The 26,892-nt window shown below is 45.6% G+C and carries 21 protein-coding genes; 7 read left to right on the top strand and 14 right to left on the bottom strand.

The genetic code is table 11. The annotated features are described in order from the left end of the window. Nucleotides 1-158 precede the first annotated feature (158 nt). The 7 genes from folD to EL210_RS06175 all read right to left on the bottom strand — a co-directional run bounded on the left by folD (nucleotide 159) and on the right by EL210_RS06175 (nucleotide 7,504). Nucleotides 159-1,037 (bottom strand): bifunctional methylenetetrahydrofolate dehydrogenase/methenyltetrahydrofolate cyclohydrolase FolD, encoded by an 879-nt coding sequence (folD, locus tag EL210_RS06205; RefSeq protein WP_018920060.1) that lies wholly within the window; start codon nucleotides 1,035-1,037, stop codon nucleotides 159-161. 24 nt (nucleotides 1,038-1,061) lie between these two features. After that, complete coding sequence (ffh, locus tag EL210_RS06200) at nucleotides 1,062-2,411, bottom strand: signal recognition particle protein (RefSeq protein ID WP_018920059.1); 1,350 nt, start codon at nucleotides 2,409-2,411, stop codon at nucleotides 1,062-1,064. A 189-nt stretch (nucleotides 2,412-2,600) separates the two neighbouring features. After that, complete coding sequence (locus EL210_RS06195; protein ID WP_025879484.1) at nucleotides 2,601-3,542, bottom strand: endonuclease/exonuclease/phosphatase family protein; 942 nt, start codon at nucleotides 3,540-3,542, stop codon at nucleotides 2,601-2,603. A gap of 13 nt (nucleotides 3,543-3,555) precedes the next feature. Beyond that, nucleotides 3,556-4,341, bottom strand: a complete 786-nt coding sequence (locus EL210_RS06190; protein WP_025879485.1) for a prephenate dehydrogenase/arogenate dehydrogenase family protein — start codon at nucleotides 4,339-4,341, stop codon at nucleotides 3,556-3,558. A 2-nt stretch (nucleotides 4,342-4,343) separates the two neighbouring features. Beyond that, a complete protein-coding gene (locus EL210_RS06185) occupies nucleotides 4,344-5,411 on the bottom strand; it encodes a bifunctional 3-deoxy-7-phosphoheptulonate synthase/chorismate mutase type II (RefSeq protein WP_018920056.1) in 1,068 nt (355 codons plus the stop codon). 109 nt (nucleotides 5,412-5,520) lie between these two features. Continuing rightward, nucleotides 5,521-6,687 (bottom strand): pyridoxal phosphate-dependent aminotransferase, encoded by a 1,167-nt coding sequence (locus EL210_RS06180; RefSeq protein WP_018920055.1) that lies wholly within the window; start codon nucleotides 6,685-6,687, stop codon nucleotides 5,521-5,523. Then, the gene (locus EL210_RS06175; RefSeq protein WP_018920054.1) at nucleotides 6,671-7,504 is read right to left on the bottom strand and encodes a prephenate dehydratase; all 834 of its coding nucleotides are present in this window, start codon (nucleotides 7,502-7,504) and stop codon (nucleotides 6,671-6,673) included. Before EL210_RS06175 ends, EL210_RS06180 begins: the two co-directional genes overlap by 17 nt. Before the next feature lie 627 nt (nucleotides 7,505-8,131). On the opposite strand from EL210_RS06175, the gene EL210_RS06170 reads away from it, so the two are divergent. Both EL210_RS06170 and EL210_RS06165 read left to right on the top strand, forming a co-directional pair. Continuing rightward, nucleotides 8,132-9,367, top strand: a complete 1,236-nt coding sequence (locus tag EL210_RS06170) for a site-specific integrase (protein ID WP_018920053.1) — start codon at nucleotides 8,132-8,134, stop codon at nucleotides 9,365-9,367. 14 nt (nucleotides 9,368-9,381) lie between these two features. Further along, nucleotides 9,382-9,744, top strand: a complete 363-nt coding sequence (locus tag EL210_RS06165; protein ID WP_004585712.1) for a hypothetical protein — start codon at nucleotides 9,382-9,384, stop codon at nucleotides 9,742-9,744. A gap of 49 nt (nucleotides 9,745-9,793) precedes the next feature. On the opposite strand, the gene EL210_RS06160 is transcribed toward EL210_RS06165, so the two are convergent. Continuing rightward, nucleotides 9,794-10,096, bottom strand: a complete 303-nt coding sequence (locus EL210_RS06160) for a helix-turn-helix domain-containing protein (protein WP_004585711.1) — start codon at nucleotides 10,094-10,096, stop codon at nucleotides 9,794-9,796. Nucleotides 10,097-10,133: 37 nt separating this feature from the next. Next, complete coding sequence (locus EL210_RS06155; protein ID WP_004585710.1) at nucleotides 10,134-10,412, bottom strand: helix-turn-helix domain-containing protein; 279 nt, start codon at nucleotides 10,410-10,412, stop codon at nucleotides 10,134-10,136. 221 nt (nucleotides 10,413-10,633) lie between these two features. Here EL210_RS06155 and EL210_RS06150 point away from each other — a divergent pair, with 221 nt between their 5' ends. Together EL210_RS06150 and EL210_RS06145 are read left to right on the top strand one after the other, a co-directional pair. After that, nucleotides 10,634-10,987: a helix-turn-helix domain-containing protein gene (locus tag EL210_RS06150; protein WP_004585709.1), complete on the top strand. Its 354-nt coding sequence runs from the start codon at nucleotides 10,634-10,636 to the stop codon at nucleotides 10,985-10,987. Next, nucleotides 10,971-11,291, top strand: coding sequence for a helix-turn-helix domain-containing protein (locus EL210_RS06145; RefSeq protein WP_018920052.1), 321 nt, complete (start codon nucleotides 10,971-10,973; stop codon nucleotides 11,289-11,291). The genes EL210_RS06150 and EL210_RS06145 overlap by 17 nt, the downstream gene beginning before the upstream one ends. 88 nt (nucleotides 11,292-11,379) lie before the next feature. Here the strand turns inward: EL210_RS06145 and EL210_RS06140 are convergent, their stop codons facing one another. The 5 genes from EL210_RS06140 to EL210_RS06120 all read right to left on the bottom strand — a co-directional run bounded on the left by EL210_RS06140 (nucleotide 11,380) and on the right by EL210_RS06120 (nucleotide 22,089). After that, nucleotides 11,380-16,872: a helicase-related protein gene (locus tag EL210_RS06140; protein WP_018920051.1), complete on the bottom strand. Its 5,493-nt coding sequence runs from the start codon at nucleotides 16,870-16,872 to the stop codon at nucleotides 11,380-11,382. Then, nucleotides 16,859-17,290, bottom strand: a complete 432-nt coding sequence (locus EL210_RS06135; RefSeq protein WP_004584310.1) for a DUF1896 family protein — start codon at nucleotides 17,288-17,290, stop codon at nucleotides 16,859-16,861. The genes EL210_RS06140 and EL210_RS06135 overlap by 14 nt, the downstream gene beginning before the upstream one ends. 137 nt (nucleotides 17,291-17,427) lie before the next feature. Then, nucleotides 17,428-19,557, bottom strand: a complete 2,130-nt coding sequence (locus tag EL210_RS06130) for a type IA DNA topoisomerase (RefSeq protein WP_018920050.1) — start codon at nucleotides 19,555-19,557, stop codon at nucleotides 17,428-17,430. Nucleotides 19,558-19,591: 34 nt separating this feature from the next. Then, complete coding sequence (locus EL210_RS06125) at nucleotides 19,592-20,986, bottom strand: DUF3945 domain-containing protein (protein ID WP_018920049.1); 1,395 nt, start codon at nucleotides 20,984-20,986, stop codon at nucleotides 19,592-19,594. A gap of 191 nt (nucleotides 20,987-21,177) precedes the next feature. Continuing rightward, on the bottom strand, nucleotides 21,178-22,089 hold the full coding sequence (locus EL210_RS06120; RefSeq protein ID WP_004584109.1) for a helix-turn-helix transcriptional regulator: 912 nt from the start codon (nucleotides 22,087-22,089) through the stop codon (nucleotides 21,178-21,180). 348 nt (nucleotides 22,090-22,437) lie between these two features. On the opposite strand from EL210_RS06120, the gene EL210_RS06115 reads away from it, so the two are divergent. From EL210_RS06115 to EL210_RS06105, 3 genes are read left to right on the top strand one after another with little or no spacing between them, the layout of a single operon-like run. Next, nucleotides 22,438-24,819, top strand: a complete 2,382-nt coding sequence (locus EL210_RS06115) for an efflux RND transporter permease subunit (RefSeq protein ID WP_018920048.1) — start codon at nucleotides 22,438-22,440, stop codon at nucleotides 24,817-24,819. Further along, a complete protein-coding gene (locus tag EL210_RS06110) occupies nucleotides 24,816-25,595 on the top strand; it encodes an outer membrane lipoprotein-sorting protein (protein ID WP_004584107.1) in 780 nt (259 codons plus the stop codon). Before EL210_RS06115 ends, EL210_RS06110 begins: the two co-directional genes overlap by 4 nt. A gap of 2 nt (nucleotides 25,596-25,597) precedes the next feature. Next, complete coding sequence (locus EL210_RS06105; RefSeq protein ID WP_025879486.1) at nucleotides 25,598-26,881, top strand: DUF1302 family protein; 1,284 nt, start codon at nucleotides 25,598-25,600, stop codon at nucleotides 26,879-26,881. Nucleotides 26,882-26,892: the final 11 nt, after the last annotated feature.

The following is a 26,892-nucleotide window of genomic DNA, read 5'->3' as shown; positions in this document are numbered from 1 at the left end:
ATCACCGCGTGTTCTGCATCAAATTATAACACGATTTGCGTCAGATTACCACATGGGTCACAAGGTAAAAAACGGGACTGACTCGCATCACTGCGCCCCAGTCCCACAAAAAAATTAGAGAGTTATAAAAAAATCAAGTTACTATTAATGTAATTAGTCTACTTATAATATTCTTTCTTTCCTGCCGACAAAGTATTCTTCATCAGCGAGCAGATGGTCATCGGCCCCACACCTCCGGGCACAGGAGTGATGAAACTGCATTTCGAGGCCACCTCATCAAACTTGACATCACCGTTCAAGCGGAAGCCACTCTTACGCGTTGCATCGGGAACACGGGTCGTACCCACATCAATCACCACCGCGCCTTCTTTCACCATGTCGGCCGTAACGAAGTCAGGTTGCCCAATAGCTGCTATGATAATATCGGCCTCACGGCACTCTTTCTTCAAATCTTTCGAATGACTATGACACACCGTCACCGTTGCATCTCCGAAGTTTTTCTGCATCATCAGCTGCGCCATTGGCTTGCCTACAATGTTGCTGCGTCCCAACACAACACACTTCTTGCCACTCGTTTCAATATGATAATGTCTGAGCAAGGTGAGAATTCCCAATGGAGTGGCCGAGATAAAACAAGGGAGTCCGATGCCCATTCGTCCCACATTAATGGGATGAAAACCGTCAACATCCTTGCGGTAATCAATCGCCATAATCACCTTTTGCTCATCAATATGCTTCGGTAAAGGCAGCTGAACAATGAACCCATCAATATCCGTATCTTTATTCAGACGGTCTACACAGGCCAGAAGTTCAGTTTCTGTTACATCAGCTTCATAACGGATAAGGGTTGATTTGAACCCGCATTGCTCACAAGCGATAACCTTATTGCGAACATAGGTCTCTGATCCGCCGTCGTGACCAACCAGAACTGCAGCTAAATGAGGTTGCTTACCACCGGCTGCAATGATTTTCCTTACCTCTTCTGCAATCTCAGTTTTAATCGCTGTTGCCGTTGCTTTTCCGTCGATGAGCTGCATATCTTGTAAATTATTTTATTCTTTTCAGAGCTTTGGCATGCCTGGAATATTCATCCCTTTCATGCGACTCATCATGCCTGCCATCTGGTTTCCCGTGACCATCTTCATCATCTTGCGCGTCTGGTCAAATTGCTTGATGAGCTTGTTCACCTCCTGAATGCTCGTACCCGAACCTTTCGCGATACGCTGTCTGCGACTTGTGTTGAGCAATTCAGGACTTGTGCGCTCCTTTGGAGTCATACTTTTGATGATTGCTTCAATGCCCTTGAAAGCATTATCATCGATATCTACGTCTTTAATGGCCTTGCCAACCCCTGGAATCATACTTGCCAAATCCTTCAGATTGCCCATCTTCTTAATTTGTTCAATCTGTCCGAGGAAGTCGTTAAAGTCAAATTTATTCTTCTGTATCTTCTTCTGAAGTCGCTTAGCCTCCTCTTCATCAAACTGTTCTTGGGCACGTTCAACAAGCGAAACAATATCACCCATACCCAAAATTCGGTCGGCCATACGCATAGGATGAAACGCATCAATGGCTTCCATCTTCTCACCTGTACCGACAAACTTAATGGGTTTGGTGACAACCGTACGGATAGAAAGGGCTGCACCACCACGAGTATCACCATCGAGCTTGGTCAACACCACGCCGTCAAAATCTAAACGGTCATTGAATTCCTTTGCCGTGTTTACAGCATCTTGACCGGTCATGGAGTCAACTACAAAGAGCGTTTCGTCTGGGTGGAGTGCATTCTTCAGATTGGCAATCTCTGTCATCATCTCCTCGTCTACTGCCAAACGACCTGCAGTATCAACAATAACGACATCATTGCCCTTTGCCTTCGCTTCGCGGACAGCATTGTTGGCAATCGTGAGAACATCCTTGCTCTCGGGTTCCGAATACACTGGAACCCCAATCTGCTCACCAACAACTTTCAACTGCTCAATAGCTGCGGGACGATAGACGTCGCAAGCTACCAACAAAGGCTTCTTATTCTTTTTATTCTTAAGCAGGTTAGCGAGCTTTCCACTGAAAGTTGTCTTACCAGAACCTTGCAAACCACTCATCAAAATGATAGCAGGGTGGCCTTCAAGTTTGATATCAACGGTTTCACCTCCCATCAAATCTGCCAGTTCATCATGCACAATCTTCACCATCAACTGACCAGGCTTGACAGCCGTGAGCACGTTCATACCCATGGCTTTTTGCCTTACAGTATCAGTGAAACTCTTGGCAACTTTGAAATTGACATCGGCATCAAGCAAAGCTCTGCGTACGTCTTTCAAAGTCTCGGCAACGTTGATTTCGGTGATTTGACCTTCACCTTTCAGTATTTTGAATGATCGTTCTAACCTATCACTTAAGTTCTCAAACATAAATTACGTTCCTTAGTTTTTTATAATTCTCCCACTATAAAAGAGGCTCTCTCTATAAGCATGAAAGTTGGCCCATTTTAGACTATGCAAAAATACATAATATAACGGAGAAATAAGATGAATTGGATTGGAATTTAAAAATAATTAAGAAAAATCCTTTTCATTATCATATTCCCCGATTATTCCTGCCTAAAAATCAAACTTTACAACCAAAGGGAGATGGTCGCTGAAGCCATTAAGATACTTTGCACCATGGAAATTACGCAAGGGTTGCAAACCTCCATAAACTTCATCATCAGTTAACAGAAATGGAAAATCAGCTATCGTACAACTTCGGAACAAAGGAACAAGGGCTTCACTGCACAGCACATGGTCCAGACTTCCCCACTCACCTCGATATTTATAGGTTCCTTTTGCCCCATGAGTTCCCTTAGCTGACGCCGAAACATCAGCAAGACCACAAGATATAAGATATTGAATACTAACATCTTGTGTATAGTCATTAAAGTCTCCCGCGATAATAATATGAGCAGAAACTGAATTGCTTTTCACGGAATCTACCGCCTCCTGCAACCGCTTGACCACTGCCATTCGATTAGGACATGTGGCAATTTCACCTCCACTTCTACTCGGTGCATGCACCACAAACACATGAAGCGTATCGCCAGAAATTATCTGTCCGGCAGCATAGAGAATGTCACGCGTGGGTCGCATGCCCTTGAGTGGCGTCACACGAATGGCATGCCAATACAACAAACGAAAGGTAAAAGGCGAATAAAGCAAAGCCACATCAATGCCTCGGATATCGGGTGAATCGGTCATCACATATTCATAACGAGCCTGACGGAGCAGCGAGCGCTTCGTTAGGTCACGCATGACAGAGTCGTTTTCAACTTCACAGAGCGCGACTAAATCAGGTAACACCCAGTTGTTTCCCTCTCCTCCACACGCAATTATCTCCTGCCCGATGTGATTAAGCTTCTTCCAATAACGGTTCGCATTCCAATGATGATAGCTGTCGGGGAGATATTCCATATCCTGTTTCAAGGAATCATGCTGCGTATCGAAAAGATTCTCGCAGTTCAATTCCACGAAAGTAAAGATGCCAAGCAGAAGATAAAACAGTTTCATAGGCACATTTTTTTCAGACAATATCGTCTTTTACATGGTTACGAATACGCATCAAAAAATCTTTCATCGCTGTTGCATCCTTTCGGTCGATGATGTCAATGAGTTCTTTCAAAGCCTGCCTAATCTGCACAACCTGACCGCCCGTATAAGGGTTAAAGAGGATTTCCTGCAACAGGTAATCGTCTTCATTCAACACACCTTTAGCGATTTGCATGTGGCGTTTGAAGGTTGTTCCCGGTGCATCCTGATGCTTCATCACAGCAGCGAACACGAAAGTAGAGACAAACGGAATACTCAAAGAGTAAGCAACGGTCTCATCATGTTCCTGAAAAGAATATTCATAGATATTGAGTCCAAGTCGTTGATAGAGGTCTTTGAAGAAGATACGCCCCATATAGTCACCTTCGCTGATGATAATTGCGTTCTCTTCGCTCAACTGATTAAGGTTGGCAAAGGTTGGGCCAAACATAGGATGAGTGCTTACATAAGGGTGTCCACTCTCTTCATAGAACGCTTTCAAGCCCGTCTTCACACTGGCAATATCGCTGATAATACACTCTGCCGGCAAACAAGGCAACACTTCTTTGAAAGCTGCGAGCGTGTATTTCACGGTCACAGCATTGATTACCAACTCGGGTGCAAAGGCCTTAATCTCATCCAACTGTGTGAAACGCTGGCAGTTATAGGTGAAACGCATACGCATTGCATCCTTTTCATAAACCGCCACCTCATGCTCAAAACTAAGCAGATCGATGAAGAAACTCCCCATCTTTCCTGCTCCCATAATCAATATTTTCATGCTTACTGATTTACGATTTCCAACTGCTGACGCACGCTCTCTTCATGAATATGCTCAAACACTTGCGCTGCAAACTCGGGACTCATGCCACAAAGACTGGCCTGAGCACCACGCTTTGACAGGATTTCATTATAGCGATTGGTCTGCAACACGGTCATATTATGTTCTTTCTTATAAGTTCCTATCTCACGGCAGATACGCATACGTCTGGCCAGAAGTTCCATTAATTGATTGTCGAGTTCATCTATCTGCGCACGCAAGGGACGCAATCCCTCGGTCGTTGTATGCTCATCACGCACCACAAGAAGGCTCAAAATATAATCCAAAATATCAGGAGCCACCTGCTGTTTGGCATCACTCCATGCCTCATCGGGTGAGCAATGGCTTTCAACAATCAGCCCATCGAAACCCAAATCCATAGCCTGCTGACACAGAGGTGCTATCAAATCACGCCGTCCACCGATATGACTGGGATCACAAATCATTGGCAGTTCAGGTATGCGACGCCGCAATTCTATAGGTATCTGCCACATTGGTAAGTTGCGATAAATCTTCTTATCAAAGCTTGAGAAACCCCGATGAATGGCTCCCAGACGCTTAATGCCAGCCTGATTGAGACGCTGCAAGGCTCCAATCCACAACTCTATATCCGGATTTACAGGGTTTTTCACCAGCACAGGAATGTCAACACCTTGCAGACAATCAGCCAAAGCCTGCATTGCAAAGGGATTAGCACTCGTGCGGGCACCAATCCAAAGCACATCAATGCCATATTTCAAGGCCAGCTCTACATGTTCGGGCGTTGCCACTTCTGTGGCAGTCAGCATTCCCGTCTGCGCTTTCACTTCTTTCAACCACGGCAGAGCCTTCTCACCATTACCTTCAAAACCGCCTGGTTTGGTACGTGGTTTCCAAACTCCTGCACGGAAGATATGACAACCTTTGGCAGCTAATTGGCGTGCTGTTGTCAATACTTGCTCTTCTGTTTCGGCAGAACATGGGCCAGCTATCACACAGGAAGGGCGTTCCTTGTCGCTGGGTAAATTCAGAGGTTTCAATTCAAGTTCCATATATTCTCTACTTTAATATTTGACGTTTTATATTTAGTTCCTATAACATTATTCTTTTCCAATAAGCTTTATGAACCATTTTTTCCTATCTAATGGTAAAATTCAATGTTCAAAGTTGTAGCTTCAATATCCGTTTCAGCGCCTCCTCCAACTGCTTTTCCTTGGCACAAAGACTCAAACGCACATAGCGTTTACCATTCTCACCAAAGATAAAACCAGGCGTAATGAATACTTTCGCCTCATGAAGCACACGTTCTGTAAGTTCTTCCACATCGGCGTAATGGTCGGAAATGCGTCCCCAAAGGAACATTCCCACCTGCTGCGCATCAAACGAACAGCCCAATGCAGTCATAATTTTCTCGGCAATCCTGCGCCTGCGCTTGTACACATCTACATTATACTCGCGGTGCCAAGCTTCATCATTTGTGTTGAATGCCTCGGCAGCAGCCAACTGCAAACCGCGAAATGTGCCACTGTCGATATTACTCTTTATCTTCAATATCCAACTGATAAACGTAGGGTTCGAAACACACATGCCAACACGCCAGCCCGGCATGTTATAGGCTTTGCTCATCGAATTGAACTCAATTGAGCAGTCGCGTGCACCTTCCACCTGCATGATTGAAAGCTTCTCGCCCTCGTTGAGAATGAAAGAATAAGGATTATCATTGACGATGACGAGGTCGTGAACCTTGGCAAAAGCCACCAATCGCTCAAAAGTTTCACGGCGTGCATTGCCTCCTGTGGGCATATTGGGATAGTTCACCCACATCAATTTCACTCCCGTGAGGTTCATTTGTTCCAAAGCTTCAAAGTCGGGCTGCCAGCCATTGTCCTCCTGCAGATTATAGTTCACAATCTCTGCACCGAGAATCTTGCTCAAACTGGTATAGGTAGGATACCCCGGATTGGGCACCAACACCTTATCACCAGGGTTCACAAAGGCCAGCGTTGTATGCAGAATACCCTCCTTACTTCCTATCAAAGGTTGGATTTCAGTCTTCGGATCCAACGTCACACCATACCAACGCTGATAGAAAGTAGCCATAGCCTCGCGCAGTTCAGGCGTCCCAACAGTTGGCTGATAGCCATGAGCATCAGGCCTACGCGCCACCTCACAAAGCTTATCTATGGTTTGTTTAGACGGTGGAAGGTCGGGACTTCCAATGGCTAAACTGATGATATTCTCACCAGCGGCATTGAGTTGGGCAACTTCTTTCAGTTTTCTGCTGAAATAATATTCCTGAATTTCATTGACTCTATTTGCTGCTTTCATATTCTCCAAGTATTTTTATGTTCTTTACAAGCGGTGTGATGGCATCTATACTCTGACGATAACGCATGGGATTTGAGAAAACAATGTCAACATAGAACATATACTCCCACTCGCGACCGATAATGGGAAGCGACTGGATTTTCGTCAAGTTGATACCATAGAAACTGAGAATAGTGAGGATTTTACTCAGGCTTCCCTCTTCATCGGGCAGGCTGAACACCAAGCTCGCCTTGTTAATCTTTTCTTCCGAACGGAGCAAAGAGGCCTGCGAAGCATTGCTCAACACGAGGAAACGCGTAAAGTTATGCTTGTTGTCATGAATGTCTTCCTGCAACACTTTCATGCCATACAGCTCGGCAGCATAACTCGAACATATAGCAGCCCAACCGTACTTTGCATGATGAGCAATGTATGCTGCACTGCCGGCTGTGTCTTCTGCGACCACAGCTTTTAGTTCAGAATGCATGGCAAGGAAGTTACGACACTGCGCCAAAGCCACGGGGTGGGAATGCACTTCATGGATATCACTCCAGTCCTCACTGGCAAGACAACATAGCGCATGTTTGATATGAAGTTTCTGTTCGCCTATCACAACAGCCCCACTCGAACGCAACAGTTCATAATTATGGAGCAATGAACCGGCAATCGTATTCTCAATGGCTACGAGTCCAATCACAGATGAGTCATGCTGAATATGTTCAAACACTTGTTCGAACGTCTTACAGCAAAGCAATTCAAACGCTTCGCCATCAAAATATTGATGTGCTGCGATGTCATGGAAGGAACCACGTTCACCCTGTATTGCTATTTTCTTCATACGTTGACAAATGAAAAACGGTCCTCGCTCTTACAAGCGGGACCGTTTCGTATTTTGTTTTTTAATTCATTCTAACCTTAAGTTGAAATTCACACGCAACTTCCCGCTTTACAATTCCTTGCAAAGTAAAAATAAAAGTAATAAAAAGATGCGTATGACTTCATATCTTGTTTTTTAGACGATGCAGTCGCATAATGCAACTGTTCCTTTTGCAAAAGTAGAATTTTTATTTTATTCCGCCAAACAATATGTCACTTTTCTTTCTGAAAATCTATCCCCAAGGTTCAAGAAAAGGCGAAATAGCGTGAATGATTTGTGAGTCAGTCGGTTCTGATTTTTAAGCCTTTCGGCGCAAAACCTCGAAAAGACAGGCTTATGCCTACTTCGGACAGAGCAGCGTTACCAAAACATTACCGCCTCCTTTGCAAGTGAGGGTTGGGAAAAGCGGTAACGAACAGCGCAATATCCGACCTGAATTTCGGGGATTACCTCCTGCAAAGGTACTTCGATGAAAAGAAACAGGCAAATAAATTGCGGATTGTTTCTTTACCATTGAACGACAATGTTTTGCATAGCAACAAATAACCTGACAATGAATAGTTTTGTAAACCGTAAAAAGTCAGAGTTATGCGTAGTACGTTTAAGGTTCTGTTCTACCTCAAAAAGAACACCCCCAAGAAGAACGGTTCCGTTCCCGTGATGTGCCGTATCACCATTGACGGTACGATAGCCCAGTTCAGTTGCAAATGCGACATCCATCCCGACTTGTGGGACATCAAGAGCAACCGTGCTTCGGGCAAAAGTACCGTGGCGTTGGAAACCAATCGTTTCTTAGACAAGATACGTGTCGGTATCAATGCCAAATACAAGGAGATAGCCGAGCGGGATAACTATGTCACTGCCGAGAAAGTGAAGAACGCTTTCTTGGGCTTGGAAATGCGGCATGAAACCTTGCTGAAAGTCTTTGCCCAGCACAATGAGGACTTTTTCAAACAGGTCGATGCAGGCTTGCGATGCCCATCCACCTACCACAAGTATTGCACGGTCTATAAGCATTTGGAGGAGTTCATCAAGAACCGCTACCGTGTCAGCGACATTGCTTTGAAAGAACTCACTCCGGCTTTCATTACCGACTTTGACATCTTCCTGCGCACCGAAAAGCAATGCTGTAACAACACGGTATGGATTTACATGATGCCCCTGCGCCGTATGATTACCATTGCCCAGAATCACGGATGGATAGTTCGTGACCCGTTCGTGGATTACAGCATATCCGCCGAGAGTACCGACAGGGACTATCTGACCAAGGATGAAATCCGCAGGCTGTTGGATTTGAAATTCAGGCGTAAATCAATGGAACTTGCTCGGGATTTGTATGTTTTCTGTTGCTTTACAGGCTTGTCCTTTACCGATATGAAGAACCTGACCAAAGATAACCTTCAGACTTCTTTTGACGGTAAACTCTGGATTATGACCAAGCGACAAAAGACAGGTGTGGAGTCCAATATCATGCTTTTGGATATTCCGAAGCAGATTATCGAGAAGTACGATGGCATGGCGAAGGAGGATTACCTCCTGCCCGTTCCGCAGTATATTACCGCCTGCAAGAACATCAAGAAAATCATCGGACTCTGCGGTATCGAAAAAGAGATTACGTGGCACACCAGCCGCCATACCATGGCAACGGAAATCTGTCTGACCAACGGCGTTCCCATCGAAACCCTTTCCAAGATGCTCGGACATACGAACATCCGCACCACGCAGATTTATGCCAAAATCACCCACGAAAAGGAAAGTCGAGATATGGCGGCACTTTCCGATAAACTGAGTAAGATAGAGCAGTTCAATGGGATCACTATATAAAAGAAGGACGAACGATGAAAAGAGAAATCATAACCATTGGAGAGAATGGAAAAGTACATATCCCGACAACTCCCGTTTGGATGTCGGCTTGTGAAATAGCCGATTTGTTCGGCGTATTCTCCGGCAAGGTAAACAGCCACATCAAGTCTATCTTCAAAGATGGCTTGCTCAGGGAAGATGAGGTAATGCAAACGCTATTGTTTAGGGATCGTGCGGTGGATTTATACAACCTTGAAATGATTACGATGCTGTCATTTCGCTTTGCTTCTCCACAGGCAAAGAGTTTCCGTCAATGGATAATCGGAAGACTGACCGAAAAGAAGAGAACAAGTCCTCCATTACTTGTGTGTTATGGCAAAGGCGGATGGTACAACTGAATATGAGAACAGGCAGTAAGAGAAGAGTTTCTTACTGCCTGTTGCTCTGTCAAGGCTTCTCAAACCGAGGGCGATAATTCTCCTGCAACAGTTTTTCTACATCTTCTTCCCGGTAGAGTACCTTTCCGCCTAACTTAACAAAGGAGATTCTTCCCATGTTGCGATAATCCTGCAACGTGCGTCGGTTGATATGTAACAGGCGGGATAACTCATCATCCGTCAGATAGCGATGCCCGTTAAGCAGAGGTCTGTTCTTTTTACGCAAGGCATCAATTCCCTTTATCATGCGGTCGCTCGCGTTGAGAAAGTGCGCAATCTCTTCATTGTTCTTGGTCTTTACGTCGTTGTCCATATTTTACATCGGATTTAGTGGTGATATTATTCATTGGTCATAAAGCGGAGGATTGTTCGAGCAGTTTCCCGACATCCTCCGGCTTGTAGAACATCTTATACCCTATTTGTGTATAGGGCAACATTCGGTTGCTACGGTAGGTCTGCAAGGTACGCAAACTGATGTTCAGGATTTGACAGACATCCTGATTGTCCAGCCATCTGCCCATACGCTTCTCGTCACATTCCCGACACAGGGCATCGACTTTGGCGGTCAAAATGCGGAAACACTCCATCATGGCTTCATACGTTTTCTTCTCGATTGTTATTACTTCCATATTTCTGTTCGTTTTAAGATTACACTTTGTGCAAATGTACTTATGGCGTAAGTATTCAAGACCAGCATTTCCTTTATTGCGTACTTGTGGCTTCGATATGGATGCTTTTGTCGTATGGCTTTTGGAATCAGACAGAAAAATCTCTATTCAGTACATATTTAGCATACAATCCGGACGGTTTTAACTCCCGAACTTTGCAGCATAATCAAATTCAAAGCGTCATGGATGTCATAACAATCGAAAGCAAAGCCTACCACGAACTGATGGGCAAGATAGAGAAGATTCTCCGGTATGTGGAAAGGGAAGAAAAGGCAAAGATAGAGTATGAGAACCGCCTTGTCACCAATGATGAGTTAGCCGAGATACTCGGCATCAGTAAGCGTACTCTCCAGCGTATGCGCAGTACGGACAGAATCAGTTACAAGATGATCTACGGACGTTGCTACTATGACCTGCACGACATCGAGGAGGCGATACGAAACAAGAGCCTGTACTGCAATCCTCAGAACCTGAAAGAACTACGGCATAACTTCGAACTTAAAAGCAGGAGGATAAAGGATGGAACTATTGGATAGAGCGACCTTCCTTGAATGGATGGAACGCATCATGAAGCGTTTCGATGACCTAAAACAGACAGCTCCCGACATCCCCCAGCGTCCGATGATAGACGGAGAACCTCTGCTGGATAATCAAGAGGTGTGCATGATGCTTCAAGTGAGCAAACGTACCCTGCAACGTTATCGGGCATCGGGGACACTTCCTTACCACATCGTTTACCACAAGACGTGGTATCTGGAATCGGAAATCCTTGCCTTTATGCAAACCCACTTTACAGAGAACCTCAAACGCAAGAGGAAGAGACCTCCCAAAGGCACGTAATTTCGGATTGTACGCAACAGCAAAGCCCCCGTTTTGTCGTAATGACAAGTCGGGGGCTGCCGGTTGAATGTGATGATGACATTGCAGATTATATTTTCGGTCTGACGATAAACACCTTTTCCGCCAGAGACGGCGGTAGTCCGTCCATTGCGGGCTGTGTAGCGGAGATACTCTGCCCGTTGCTTTCCAACGGTCTGTCGGTTTGAACCGCAGAGGTGCCTACGGAGGAGGCGGTGACAGTCGGCTCAATCGGATGTGACCGTTCCATCTCTTCCGTCTTTCCTTCGCCGTCCTGCATCACCTCCGTTCCTTCTTGCTCACTCTCTCCCTGCTCGATGGGTTTTAGAGAGAGCTGTATCTTGCGGTCAAGGGCAGCGAGTTCCGTTTTGAGGTCTTTGAGCTGCTCTTCCTTCTTCCAAGAGCCGTTCACGACCTCCTGCAAAACAGGAATATCCTTGGCTATCTTTTCCGTGTCAGCCTTAAACTTCTCAATCAAGCCGGGTATCTTTTCCAAGGCGTTCAGGAAGTTCATACTGGCGAGTTGCGGGTCTGCCGCAATCCTGCCGTTGTTGTAGCTGTACTTCATCCCACTTTCTCCCATCACGAAGAACTTGTTCTGTGAAAGGTCGAAAAGGTCTTTGGAGGAGGACTCCGTCTTGACCACGAGATTAAATCCGTAGAGTGTTCCGATATTGAAATACTCTCCCCGTGTGCAGGCTTTCTCGTTGATTTCCGCGAGCTTGGCGGCAATGCGTTTCGGGTCGCTTCCTTCCACCCCTTTGAGCGTTATCGGATTGAGAATATTGCCATCCTTATCCTTCTGCACACGGCTTTGGTACAAGTCCCAGTCACTTTGGAAACGGGCAATCAATTCCTTGTTTCCGTCCACCGTTCTCATAACTTCGTCCAATCGGCCTCGGGAGGATGACTTACTGCGAATGAACGCCTGCCGTTCGCTGTCCAAACCGGCAATCTTCTTTTCCAACTTTGCCTTTTCCAGCAGGTCGGTATTCCCGGAGAGGATGGCGACATACTCGGAAAAATTCATTCCCGATTTCTCGTCCATACTTCCCTCGTCGATGGTACGGCTGCCCATACGGTTGTTTTTAAGCTGTTCGATGAAGAGTTGCTTGTTATATAACAGGTTGAACTTGTAGCTGTCAAGCGATTTTTCCACCGCATAAATGATGACATCCACATTGTTGTCCGCATGAAACTTGGCGACTTCGTTTCCTTTACGCACGGCTCTGCCATCCCTCTGTTCCAAGTCGGAAGGACGCCAGGGACAGTCAAGATGATGAATGGCTACGGCACGTTTCTGGGCGTTCACACCTGTGCCGAGCATGGAGGTGGAACCGAACAACACGCGTATTGTTCCCTCGTTCATGCCTGCAATGAGCGTCTTTCGTGCCTTGTCGGTCTTGGCTTCCTGAATGAAGCGTATCTCCTGAGCGGGTATGCCGTGGTCTTCCACCAACTTGCGCTTGATTTCGGAATAGGGATTCCATTCGCCTGGCTTATACGTACCGAGATCACTGAATACAAATTGCGTTCCTTTCTGCTCCTCAAACTTGTGATAGTATTCCGCAATCTTGGCGGCACAGTGGGAGGCTTTGTTGTCCACATGATCTCCGTACTTGTTCGGGTCAATGAGCCTCAGGTCCAAGCTCATCTTCCTCGCCATATCTGTGGCAATGAGCATCTTGGCTTTTTCCTCCCGTTCGGAGAGTTTGGGACGTCCCAGCAGTTCCGCGTTGCCCGTCTTGGCAAATTCCACCAGTTTGGCGATGAACTCCTCCTGTTCGGGAGTGGGCGGTATGTTGTGCATAATCTCATTCTTTTCGGGGCGGTCTATGCCGATGTCCTTTGCCGTCCGATAATCGGTGATTTGAGCGTAGAACGCCGCTAACTCCGGCACTTTGATGAAATAGCGGAAACGCTCCTTCTGCACGATTTCATTGGTGACGGAGAACTCATAGTCCACCGACTTCTTGGCAAAAATGGCTGCCCACGCGTCAAAGGTCTTGATGTTCTGTGCTTCAAGGGCTTGGGGACGCAGGTACTTGAACAGCAGGTACAACTCCGTGAGTGAGTTACTGATGGTTGTTCCCGAAAGGAAAGTGGCTCCCAAGTCTTTTCCCGTCCGCTCCTGTATTGTGCGGATGGCAAAGAGCATATTCAAGGCTCTTTGGCTCCCCTCACTGTTGCCAAGCCCTGCCACACGGTCGTGGCGGGTGTTGAACATCAGATTCTTGAACGTATGCGACTCGTCCACGAACAGATGGTCTATACCCATGGTCTTGAAATCTACCACGTCGTCCTTTCGGTTCTCTATCTTGAACTTGATTTCATCCAGCTTCGCCTGCAAGTTCATCTGCCGCTTGACAAGCCCTTTCTCCATTGCACGGGAGATGCTGCGTCCCTGCTGACGCAGGACATCCAAGTTTTCCTCTACACTGTCCAACTCATCCTGAAGGATTTTCTGCTGTATCTCGTCCGACTGCGGTATCATGCCGAACTGGTCGTGCGTGAGGACAATGCAGTCCCAGTTGTTGTTCTTGATGTCGTGGAAAATCCGCTGCCGCTTATCGGGCGTGAAATCGTTCTTTCCCGGATAGAGCAGCTTGGCATTCGGGTAAGCCGTTTGGAAAGTCTGTGCTATCTCCTGCACGTTGGCTTTGAGAGCGAGTATCATCGGCTTGTTTGCCAAGCCGAGCCGTTTCATCTCATAAGCAGCGGTACACATGATGAGCGTTTTCCCTGCCCCTACTTGATGGTCACAGATACCTCCTCCGTTAAGCTTCAACATCCACACGGCATCCTTCTGACTATCGTACAGGCTTTCGATACCCAAGCCTTTCAGATTAAGGTCGGGGAATGTCTGATGGGAACCATCATACTGGGGACGCACAAAACAATTGAAAGTGTCATTGTAGAGTTTCTCCAACCGCTGCTTGAACTCATCGCTCTGCTCGTTCAGCCAATCGGTGAAGCCGTTTCGTATCTCATCGATTTTAGCGTTTGCCATCTGTATGGCTTCCGTGTCCCGTACCTTGACCTCCTTGTCGCCGACCATGATTTTCTTGGTGATGTCGGGCGTCGTATTCAGCAGGGCGTGTTTCATCAGGGCAATGCCATCGTATCGACGATGCTGTCCCCGCACACAGAACCTGTCCCAGATATTGGCATTGTGCATCCGTGCCTCCACGGAGTATTCGTCCGCACTTGAATTGTAGCGTATCATCACCTCCGTGTCGAAAAGGTGCGAGGCATAATCGGAGTAGAGATTTACGGGAATCCATCGCTCCCCGAAGTTGAAATCCAAGTCCACGAAGGGAATTGGTTCGGGGATGGCATCTTTCAGTGCCTGCAAGGAGGCTTGCGCCCTTGTGTCCTCCGGATGCTCCAATAGATATTGTCCGATACGCTCCGATGCAGCAACCACATTGCCCGATATGAACTTTTCGGCAATTTCATACCCTCCCTCCAAGGGATTGTAGTAAATCCTGCCGTACAGCTCGGAGAGCATTTCCTCTTCGGAACTTTCGGGAAGCAATGACAGCATATACTCGGTGTCCACCGCTCCGAATTTATTGAGTGAAGCCGAGAGCGCCTCTTGGGCATTGCCCACCTCTGTCACTTCGTGCAGGCTGAAAGAAACGGGCTGACGGAAAATATCGGCTTTGAGCGTTTCTTTATCCACCTTCCGTTCCAAGAAAAGGATCTCCCTACCACCGGCATCCATCAGGATCTGCTCGTGGTTCTTGCGGTCGTTCAGATGCCCGTACAGTCGCACGAAACGGTCGTACAGTTCATTGAGGTTCTCTCGCAAGGATTCATTCGCCACCTTGCGTTCCGCTTCATAGTCATAGAGTGCGTGGTAGGCGTCACGCAGGTCTATGTAGAGCAGCATTTTCTGTCGTTCTTGGGACGGGAGGTCTATGGGCTGGAACATTCGGCTGTCCTCCATATCACGGACAAGCATTCCGACTTGAAAGTCCGAAGCCAGCAAAGACCCCTCTCTGAGGTGTTCGTGCCATTCCCCCTCATAGAGGCGCTGCTGCATCCCTTTCTCCTTGTCCTGCTGCCACCACAGCTCTCCCGTGTCTTTCAGCCCCAGTGCCGTATCATTGCTTTGTGAAGTCTCGGAAAAGATGGAGGGTGATACGACAGATTTCAGTTTTGCGGCAGCTTTACGTTTGGGCTTTTCCTCCGGGATAACATTGCCGAAAAGGTCGAGCAGTTGTACCTGCGGAGCGACACTGCTTCGGGATTGCTCCGTCGGCTGTTCCTCTCTCGGTTGCCCCACCTCTTGGTGTGGTTGCTCCTCTGTCGAAGCGACAGGCGTAAGCGTTGCTTCTTGCTGCTTGACTTCGGGAGGAACGGAAACGGCAACTTGGGGTTGCTCCTGAATGAAGATGTGTTTCTGGTACAACGCCACGTCCAAGCGTTTGACTAAATCAGCTCGCAGGATTTTGCCCATATCGGTGGCGATGCCTTCCGCTCCGCCCTCGTGATGGAACAGGATGGCGGGCTTGCCGTAAGGATCGGTATCCTGCTTCCATTCGGTATGCACGATTTGCGACATGCTTCGCAGATAGGTATTGAACAGCACTCCACTGGGGCGTTTCTCACTCTTGATGAAACGCTGTTCTTCTTCGGTCAGTTCCTTTTTCCCACTCTGCTTTTGCAGGACGATAAGGTCACTGCCCACTTCTGTTCCCGCATTTTCTGTAAAGAGATTGTTCGGCAGGCGGACTGCCGAAATAAGGCGGGTATGGCTCATCAGCCACTCCCGTACCGGCTCGTTTGTCGGGGCATTCATGACTCCTTGCGAGGTAATGAATGCCAACACACCGCCTTCGCGGAGCATATCCACCCCCTTGACGAAAAAGTAATTGTGCAGGGACATGCGGGCGATCTTTCGGGCAGGTTCGTCTGTCTTGCTGAAAACAGGGTCGAAGACGGCCACATCTCCGAAAGGAATGTTGCTGCTGACCACATCGAAATAACCTCCGAGCTTGGATTCGATTTCCTCGAAGCCTCGGATGCGTATCTTGTCTTCGGGATGCAGGGCGGAGAGCATCTGTCCCGTAAGGATGTCTTTCTCGAAACCGAAAGTCGTATGCCCTTCGGCTGCAATGCCGTCAAAAGAGCGGATGAACTCGCCCAGTCCCGCCGAGGGGTCGAGGATACGCTTGGGGACGATGCCTGCCTCCCGTAAGGAAGCGGCAATCTCCCGCACTACGGGCGCAGGAGTATAGAAAGCGGTCATCACGGAATTTTTCAGGCTCTGCATATAACTCTTGTACTGCGACTCGGAAGCGGTGTTGTCCCGAATGATGCGATGCAGCTCCATCACCAAGGGGAATAGCTCCAGCTCCGACTTGTTCCATCGGGCGATGTCCTCCATCGTGTTGACGGGAGAGAGGATACACTTCAAAGCCCCGAAGCCCGTATAAGCCCGCAACACCTCCATTTCCTCCTCCGTTGCCGTGCGTTGTTCCCGATGCAGGGCAAAGACCGTCTTGATGGCTTCTATGTTCGCCCTTAGATGCTCCTTCTTGTTATAACTTGCCATCTTCTTCGAGTTTTAGTTGAACAAAACCCGTAATCTCCGTATAGAGGGAGTTGTATTCGGGCATATAAGCGAACTCGTCCGAAATCGGATACTTGGCGAAGATGCTTTCTAAGAGTGGGCGCAGACGGATGGCGGTCTCCCTGACCGCTTCAAGCGGCACTTCGGCAGAGAACTCATTCCAAAGAACGGAAGAGATGGTATCGTGGCGGGAAAAGTGCAGACCCGCATAGAGCGTCTTATTGGCAATGCCGATACATTCGGCTATGGGAAGACCGGCATCGAAGGCTTCGGCATAGGCTTCAGAAGCAGATGCCGCACGCTCTTTGATAAAAGAAATATCATCGGCTTTTTCGGGATGGCTTTCCCGAAGAAAAGAGAGCAGGGATAGCTCGTAATAGGAAAATCGAATGGCTGTCATATCTGTGATTTTAATGGGTATATAATGCAAAGGCACTCGACGTCCCCGCCGAGTGCCACCACTAAAATCCGCAGTAAAAACAACAGGATTGTTTATGACCGCATCATTCAGTGGCAAAATTAGCAAATTACGGGGATTTACCTTCGGGATTTGCCCGGTTTTTTACGCTCGGGGAAGATGAAGACCGTCTTGAACTCTCCGTCCAAGGAGAGAGAAGCCTCGAAGCTCTTGCCCGTTTTGGAGGTAAAGCCCTTGATGATGCCAGTCTCTCCGTTTACCGCCAACTGCGTCAGTTGTTCGTCTGTGAGGCTCTTGCCTGCCACGCTGCGGAAAAGCGTCAGCCCACAATCGGCATCAGAGCATTTGGCACATCGAGGATAGAAGACCAGTGAGCCTTTGCCGCATTTGGGACAATGGATGTCGCTCTGTTTCTTGGGAAAGAGAATTTTGGAGGAAAGCAGTTCGTCGGTAATCTGTGTGGCGTAGTTTTCGATGCCCTTGCGAAACTCTTGCTCTTTCAACTCTCCTCGTTCGATTTTCGCCAAGTCTGCTTCCCATTGTCCGGTCATCTCAGCATTGCCGATTTTCATCCCCTTGACGATGGAATAGACGGCAAGTCCTTTCTCCGTGGGGACGAGCGACTTCTTTTGGCGCACCATGTATTCACGGGCAAAGAGGGTTTCGATGATGGCGGCACGGGTAGCAGGCGTGCCGATACCGCAATCCTTGAGCTGCGTACGCAGTTCCTCATCCTCCAGTTCCTTGCCTGCCGTCTCCATAGCCGCCAACAACGAGCTTTCCGTGTGCAGAGGCTTGGGCTTGGTCGTTCCCTGTGCCAACGAACAGGCGCAGAGCGGAAGTTGCTTACCTTCCTCCCATTGAGGAATGATGATGCCTTCTCCGTTTTCCCTGCTTTCCCGTTCTTCGGCTTCCTGCTGCTCCTTGTCTTTCTTCCTGCTGTTTTTGAGGACGGCACGCCAACCCTCTTCCTTGATGATTTCACCTTTGAGGATGAACTTCACGCCTTCACAAATGGCAGTAACCGTACTGACATCCTTCACGCAACGGGCGGAGAAAGCTTCGAGCATACGTCCGGCTATCATATCGTAGATGACTACTTCCTCTCCGAACATGTCTATCGGTTTCTTGCCCGTGATGAGCAGGGCGTGGTGGTCGGTCACTTTCGTCCCATCCACAGAGTGCGCATTGAGTTCGGTCAGTCGGTGGGCATGGACACCCCAAACGGAATGGTCGTGCAAAAAGGCTATCAAGGCAGGTATTTCGGCAAACACATCTTCAGGGATATGACGGCTGCCCGTGCGTGGATAGGTGATGTACGCCTTCTCGTAGAGTTTCTGCGCCAAGGAAAGGGTCTGTTCCGCCGAATAGCCGAATCTACTGTTCGCTTCTTTCTGTAGGGTGGTCAAGTCGTACAGAAGCGGTGGCTCCTGTCTGGTCTCCTTGCGCACAATCGTTTCCACGGTGGCATAAGGAGCCTGTTTGAGTTTATCATACAGGGCGGTGGCTTCCGTCTTATCAAACCAGCGGTCGGCAGAAGAAAAACGGAAGCTCTCATCACCCTCCTTTACAGCAAGACTGAGTTGCCAGAATGGCTGTGGCTCGAACTTCTTATGTTCCAAGAAACGGGAGCAGACCATACAGAGAGTCGGGGTCTGTACCCTACCCAAGGAGTAAGTACCTCGTCCTGCCGCTATGGATATGGCTTGGGTGGCATTGATACCCACCAGCCAGTCGGCTTCGCTGCGTGCCCGGGCGGCATAATAGAGATTGTCATACGCCGCACCGCTTTGCAGATGGGCAAGCCCCTCTTTGATGGCTTTGTCCGTAAGCGAACTGATCCACAAACGGTCGAATGGTTTGGCGATGCCGAGATACTCATAGATGAACCTGAAGATCAACTCACCCTCCCTTCCGGCATCGGTGGCTACGATGATGCCCTCTGCCGCTTTGAAGAGTTTTTCAATGACTTTGAGCTGGGCAACGGCACTCGGGTCTGCCTTGTAGCCTTTACCGCTCCTGACTTGGCGGGGAATAAGGGTAAAGACGGGAGGAAGAATCGGCAGGTTCTCTTTATGGAAACCTTTGATGCCGTAAACTTCGGGCATGGCTGCCGTTATCAGGTGCCCCAATGCCCACGTGACGGCATAGCCGCCTCCTTCGATATAATCATTCTTCTTGTTGGTTGCCCGAACGACACGGGCGATTTCACGAGCTACGCTCGGCTTTTCTGCTATGATGACTTTCATTTGTTCTTACTTTTTGGATATTAGTGGTGGCGGATTACATTTTCATTCCCTTGGAACGCTTTTTCTCTTCTTGCTTTTGTTCCTGCCCCGTGGTAGGCTCTGTCTGTCCCTGCTTGAGTGGCTCCTTCACATGCTTGGTAGCTTCGTTGGTCTTGCCTTCGGAATTGACGGCGACTTGCGTGCGGGAAGCATTGTCGGGAATAACCTCTTTGGCTTGGGACTTGTCGGGATTCCATTTGAGGAAGTCGAACTTGTTCTTCTCGAAGTTCGGGCGTACATAGGCATTGAAAGGCTCTCCCTTCTTGTCGATAAGCCCGGTCATATAGACCGTCTGACCTGCTTTGAGCTTTGCCTGCTCTTCGGGAGAGATGTCGCGTCCCAGCATCTTCTTGGGGACACGCAATTCTTTCTGCTCCGCCTGTTCCTGTCCTTCGGGGGCTTGTCTTTGGCGTTGTTCCTGTTTGGGAGAGCCGAAACGAAATTCAATAGACCGCTTGTCGGCATTGAATTGAAGGTTGGCATTGAAGTGCTTTCCCGTTTTGGATGTCATTCCCTCCACGTAGATACTCTTGCCTTCCGACAACTCCTTTTTCTGCTCATCGCTCAGCTTCACGCCCTTGATTTCATCGGGGATGCGTACCCGGTCGGCACTCAGGGCGATGATGTCGTTGGTCAGGCGGTCGATGCTTACGAAACTGCGGGTCGGCTCATCTTTGCCGGGGAAGGTCAGTTCCACGGTGCGACCGAGGTTGCCCGTTTCTCTGAGGGCTTTCTTGTCCTCATCGGTGAAGGTATGCCCGAAGAACTCGCGCTCCAATTGAGGTTCCTTGCGGATGGCATGGACAACGGGAATGAATGTTCCGTCTCCGGAGGCTTTCAGGGAAAGACGGGCATCGGTATGCAGGGAGACTTCCCCGATTTTGATGCTGATGGGAACAAGTGGAGTCTTTCTGTATTGAAGCAGGTCATCAAGATGCTTGCCCTTTTCGAGACTCTCACGGCTTACGCCCATCTGCTCGAACTGTTCCCACTTCACCTTGTCGGGGTCAATGCCTTGGAAGGACTGTTTCTGCTCTACCGCATAGTCGGAAGGATTGACACGGGCGGAATCCAGCATCTCCTTATTGGAGGGAACATCCGGAGCTTGGAGCATCTCGGAGAGAACCCGTGCGCTGGCAACGGCACTCTCGAAGGGAACTTTGAAGAAATTCAGCGGCGTAGGGTTCTTGAACTGCCGCATGAAGTTGGAGAGGAAGTTTTCCAGCGCATTGCTGTGCTTGTCGAACTTCAGGAAGCTCTGTTCATGCTCGGCGGTAGGCGGAACGGTTTTCAGTCCGCCTTTCTCGTCCGTACCTGTGACGGCTTTGAGATCCTCGTCCTTCTGATCCTTGACCAAAAGGACTTCTTGGTCTTTGATTTTTTCGTCCATATTACAATGTATTTAATGGCACCAACAGCGGTGCATGGACAAAAGTAAGCCAAAGAAACAGTGTATGTTAGGGGTTTGAGATAACTGCGTACTTGTGGCGTTGATATGGATGGAAGTGGCAAGAAAAAGAGATACACTAAAAAGTATATCTCTAATGAATTGTATTTTCTCCGTGTTACACAAGACTTGCCTTATGTAAACATGCTTGGCGACACACCAAATCTTCTTTTAAATGCCAAAGAGAAATGATTGGGATGGCTATAACCTATTTTATAGGAGATTTCCGTCAATGATAAGCGATTCTCTTCTAACAACGCTATAGCAAGTTTCATCTTTTGATCAATGGCATAATCAAAAATCGTAGTTCCAAATAACTGTTTGAACCCGGTCTTCAATTTGGTTTGGTTTATACCTATTTCACGTGCAAGAGCTAAAATAGATATTCTTTTGTTCAAATTCTCGGAAATGTAATCCCGTGCATCATAGAGTCTGTCTATATCGTTTCTTGATAGTTTTAAGATGTGATAATCATAAGAATCAAAAGAATGAATCTGAGCAAGATACAGTTCCATGATTTTGCTTTCCAAAAACAAACTCATCATTGCTCCCGAATATGGCTGTCTGGTAATTTCAGAAATGAGGAACATCATTGAGGGAGTTATACATAGATTTCTGCCTGCCCAGCAAATAGATTCCATTTCTGTTCGCTCCTCCATATCATTCAAGATACGACTTTCTTGTATGAAATGTTCTTTGAAATATTTTTGTGACAGGGAATACTCAAAGAAAGAGTTGTATCCTTTTCGAGAAGGAGCAATATGTAGATTGACAGCAGATCGTTCCTTAAGAGAGAAAATACTGTGCTGTTCATCGCAAATCTGAAATTGACGCTCGGTTGCTGTTGATTTTGTATTCCCTGAAATACAGAAATGTGATAAGAAGTAGTTATTTCTAGATTTATTCGTATCTGAAGAGTATTTCTGTATATCTAATTCTTCATTCAATTGAAATGTTCCCCATACAATACTCATCCCCTCCGCCTCTAAAAGTCGAATATTTGATGCAGGAAAACGCTTATCTATATGTAGCTGAAATACTTCCATATCCTATATATGACGTGAATTAGTTTACAAAGATAATCCTTTTAGGCTTTTTCAGCAATACCCATTTGTGGGGATTTTTATCTACTGGCTTCCTCTAAAAATATAGAAGTCGACCAAATTCGTTGATAAAACTTCCTTTCTCGTATAAACCTCTTGTTTACATAGATATACCTTTGCATCAAAAGAACAGTAATTCATAATTACATACAAGAGTAATATGATGAATTCTCTCTCAAATGAAGAGTTTCAGAGGAATAATATCACTCTCAATAAATGGTTGTTCATTGAATATTATGTGTGTGAAATAACATCACGGATTATACCTGCAACTAATTAAAAAATAAGCATATGAGGATTAATAGTATCAATAAAATCTTTGGAAAGATGACGATGTGGATATTAAAGCATCGTCTACTCGTAGTTATTTCTTTCATTGGAATTCTTGCTTTTTCTTTTGTAGGGATGAAAAGAATTATGATGAAGACTTCTTTTGATGATTATTTCATCAAGGATGATCCTATGCTAATTAAAACAAATGAGTTCAAATCTATTTTTGGAAATGACTATTATGTTGCCGTATTGGTCAATAATGACAACATTTTTTCTCATGAAAGTCTGAAACTGATTCGAGAATTAAGTAATGAATTGGTCGATAGCCTTTCATATGCAGAAAAAGTTACGTCATTAACAGACTTGGAATTTATGGTAGGTAATGATGATGGAATGCAGATTGAGCAAATCGTTCCAGAAGATATCCCTATTGACAAACAAGGATTGCAGGCGATAAAAGAGAAAGCATATTCCAAACCTCACATAGCTAGTAAACTTGTGTCCAAAGATGGAAAAATGACTTGGATATTAGTAAAACTTAGGCCTTTTCCTGAAGAACAAGAATGGAAGAAATCGAGTGATTTGGCTCCTGACATGTTAACTGGGAAAGAAACGGAACACATTATCAACAAAGATAAATACAAATCTTTGTCCCCCAACGCGGCTGGAATGCCTTATCTAAACTATGAGAAATTCGTTTTTCTGAAAGGAGAGATGGGACGTCTTATGCTGTTTGCAGTTATTGCTGCTATAATTGTTATGTTCTTTGTAACACGTTCGATTCGTGGTGTAATATCTCCAATACTAACAACTATTTCAGGAATTATTCTTGGTTTTGGAATTATCGGATGGAGTGGACTATATATAGACATGTCAACATCTATGATTGCCGTCATTCTTACATTTGCATGTTCCGTCGCCTACAACATTCATTTATATAGTCTATTTAAGACACATTTTCTTCAGACAGGAAAGCGTAGGGAATCAATTATTGCATCCTTAGAGGGAACAGGCTGGGGAGTTACACTTGCTTGTGTAACAACTGTGGCTGCAATGATGTCCTTTCTCGCCATGAAAATTGTACCTATGAAAGCCATCGGTATAAATACAACACTGTGTCTGCTCTCAGTGTTATTAACTTGCCTATTTATCACCCCTATCATCTTGTCATTTGGAAAAAATAAGCCTCCCCATGTCAATATTTCAAAGAGTATTGAAGTTTTTTTGGGAGACAGATTTGAGAAAATGGGGGGCTTTATCTGTCGAAACCATCGCTCTATTGTTATTATATCGGTGATTATCACAATCTTTTGTGGGATTGGCATGTGCTTTATTGAGCCAGCTTTTGACTTGGAAAAAACTGTCGGGAAAAAAGTTCCTTATGCGAATAGATTTTTGGAATTGTGTAATACGGAACTTGGCAGCATGTATTCTTACGATTTGATGATTGTACTCCCCAATGAAGGAGATGCTAAAAAGCCCGAAAATTTAGAAAAGTTGGAACGATTGAGTCAAATTGCAAATAGCTATACTTTGACAAAACGCCATAATTCTATCTTGGACATCATAAAGGATATGAATTATACATTGAATGGGAACAATACTGATTTCTATAAAATCCCTGATAACCCAGATATGATAGCTCAATTGTTGCTGCTATATGAAAATGCGGGTGGAACAGAATCTGAATATTGGATGGATTATGCTTATAGAAGACTAAGACTTCAAATAGAAATAAAATCATATAATTCCAATGAGGCTGAAAAAGAAATGAAAAATATTCAGATTGAGGCAAAAAAAATGTATCCAAACGCCCATGTGTCTACCGTTGGCAACCTTCCGCAATTCACCGTAATGCAACAATATGTGGAAAGAGGCCAAATGTGGTCTATGCTTTTATCCATCTTAATCATTGGCATTATCTTACTGATTGTCTTCAAGAGTTGGAAAGTAGGGCTTGTTGGAATGATTCCGAACTTAGCACCTGCTATTATTGTCGGGGGAATCATGGGGTGGCTAGACTATCCTCTTGATATGATGACAGCTTCCATCATTCCGATGATTTTAGGTATAGCCGTTGATGATACTATCCATTTTATCAATCATGGGCATCTTGAATATAGTCTAACTGGAAATTACGATGTATCCATAAATAAGACTTTCAGAATCGAGGGTATTGCAATAGTAATGTCCACAGTAGTCATATCTGCAACATTTGCAGGATTTATTTCCTCTGATGCAATTCAAATGAAAAATTGGGGATTATTGGCAATCCTCGGTATGGTGTCAGCTCTTCTCGCAGATTTATTCCTGACACCTGTGTTATTCAAATATCTACATCTTTTCGGCGTAGAAAAAAAAGACCCACTCAATACAACATTAAAAATCAATAAACAATGAGAACGAAAAGTTTAATAATCATAGCACTCTCTGTGATGTGCTTTTGTGTTGCAAATGCAAGTACCCCTTCCGGAAGAGAAATTATGCTTAAAGTAAAAAATCGTCCCGATGGTGATACTCGTTATGCCACGTTGAGTATGACTCTTGTTCAGAAAAATGGCAGTAAGCGAGAACGTAAACTCTCTTCATGGGCTATGGATGTCGGTAAAGACACGAAAAAAATCATGTTTTTTACTTATCCTGGCGATGTAAAAGGGACTGGCTTTCTTACATGGGATTATGATAATCCAAATAAAGAAGATGACAAATGGCTTTATCTACCTGCAATGAAAAAAACGAGAAGGATTAGTGGAAAATCTTCTAAAACGGACTATTTCATGGGAAGTGATTTTACCTATGATGATATGGGCTCACGTAATGTAGATGAGGATAAGCATACTTTTCTCAGAGAGGAAACTTTTGAAGGTCATAAATGTTGGGTAGTAGAATCTATTCCTGTAGGAAAGCAAGAGATATACTCAAAAAAAATATCATGGATTCGACAGGACTGCTGTATTGCCGTTAAAGTCGATTATTACGATAAATTAAATAAACTGCATCGTAGTTTCTATGCGTCTCAAATATCGGAAATACAAGGATTTTGGTGTGTCTTGCATATGGAGATGAAGAATATCCAAACAGGGCATCGAACGCTTTTATCCATAAGCGATCCTCGTTTTAATGTAAAAATTGAACCCAACTTATTCACAGTATCAAAACTAGAAAAGGGGATATAACTATGTGTCGAAATATATTGCTGCTAATAATGCTCACTTCGGTATTTCCGATCCGAGCATTATCTCAAGAAGAAATAACGAAAAACGATAGCCTTTACACAGATTTCTCTGATATGTCAGAAAACAATCTTAATATTCAGGTAAAAGGCTTTCTTGACACCTATCATGCTGTTCGTGCGAGTGGAAAAGGTGATTGGATGTCTTCTAGAACGAGATTGCGTGGAGAAGTTTCCCTTGAAAAAGAAAATGTAGGGTTATTTTTATCCATGAATGCTATCTATAATGGAATCTTAAAAGACCGTACAGGTCTTAATCTAAGAGAAGCATATTTGACTTATAACGCTGGCGATTTTAATTTACGAGCAGGTAGGCAAATCATTATTTGGGGAAATGCAGATGCTTTACGTGTTACAGACCAGATTTCGCCTATGGACTATACTGAGTTTTTGGCACAAGATTATGATGACATTCGTACTCCTGTAAATGCTTTCCGAGTGAAGTATATACATTCTATTTTTAGCATAGAAGCTATTTGTGTTCCTGTTTCCGAATTTTTCCTGCTTTCTACAGATAAACATAACCCTTGGGCAATACAACTTTCATCGAAATCACCTTACTCTATAGACCTTGAAAGTCAGAAACCGAGTAAGAGAATAGGGAATATGGAATTTGGAGGACGTGTATCTTTTAATTTATCAGGGGTGGATTTTGCCTTTTGTGCGTTGCACACTTGGAATAAAACACCAGCATTAAGTTATTCGCTCTCTGAAAAATACACACTTTCTGTTGTTGGAAATTATCGAAGAATGACAATGCTTGGAGGCGATCTTTCTATACCAGTAGGGAATTTTGTTTTAAGAGGTGAAGCTGCAACATTCTTGAATGAGGCACAAAATGCCCAATTCGGACAAAAAGTAAAGGAACGCAATAGTCTTAATGGACTTGTAGGGGTAGATTGGTTCCTAGGAAATGATTGGAATTTAAGCATCCAATATGCACATAAATACATATCCGGGAATCTATCAGGACTCGCTGTTCTAAAAAATACAGGTTTGGCAACAGCTCGGATTTCCAAGGAATTATTCCGCAATACTCTCTCTCTATCTTCTTTTGCCTATATAAATGTTACTCACGGGGGGATATTCAATAGATTTGCTGCTCAATACTCGATTAATGATCAAATAAGCATAACAGGAGGATTCGATTATTTCCATGCGGATGGAGGAATGTTTGATATGTATAAAAAGAACTCCGAAATATGGATGAAGATGAAGTATAGCTTTTAAGTAATTAAAAA

The sequence above is a fragment of the Segatella oris genome (assembly GCF_900637655.1).
In the GTDB taxonomy this organism is placed as follows: Bacteria; Bacteroidota; Bacteroidia; order Bacteroidales; family Bacteroidaceae; genus Prevotella; species Prevotella oris.
The sequence above is the reverse complement of the archived record's forward strand: the minus strand, read 5'-3'. Positions and strand labels throughout refer to the sequence as shown.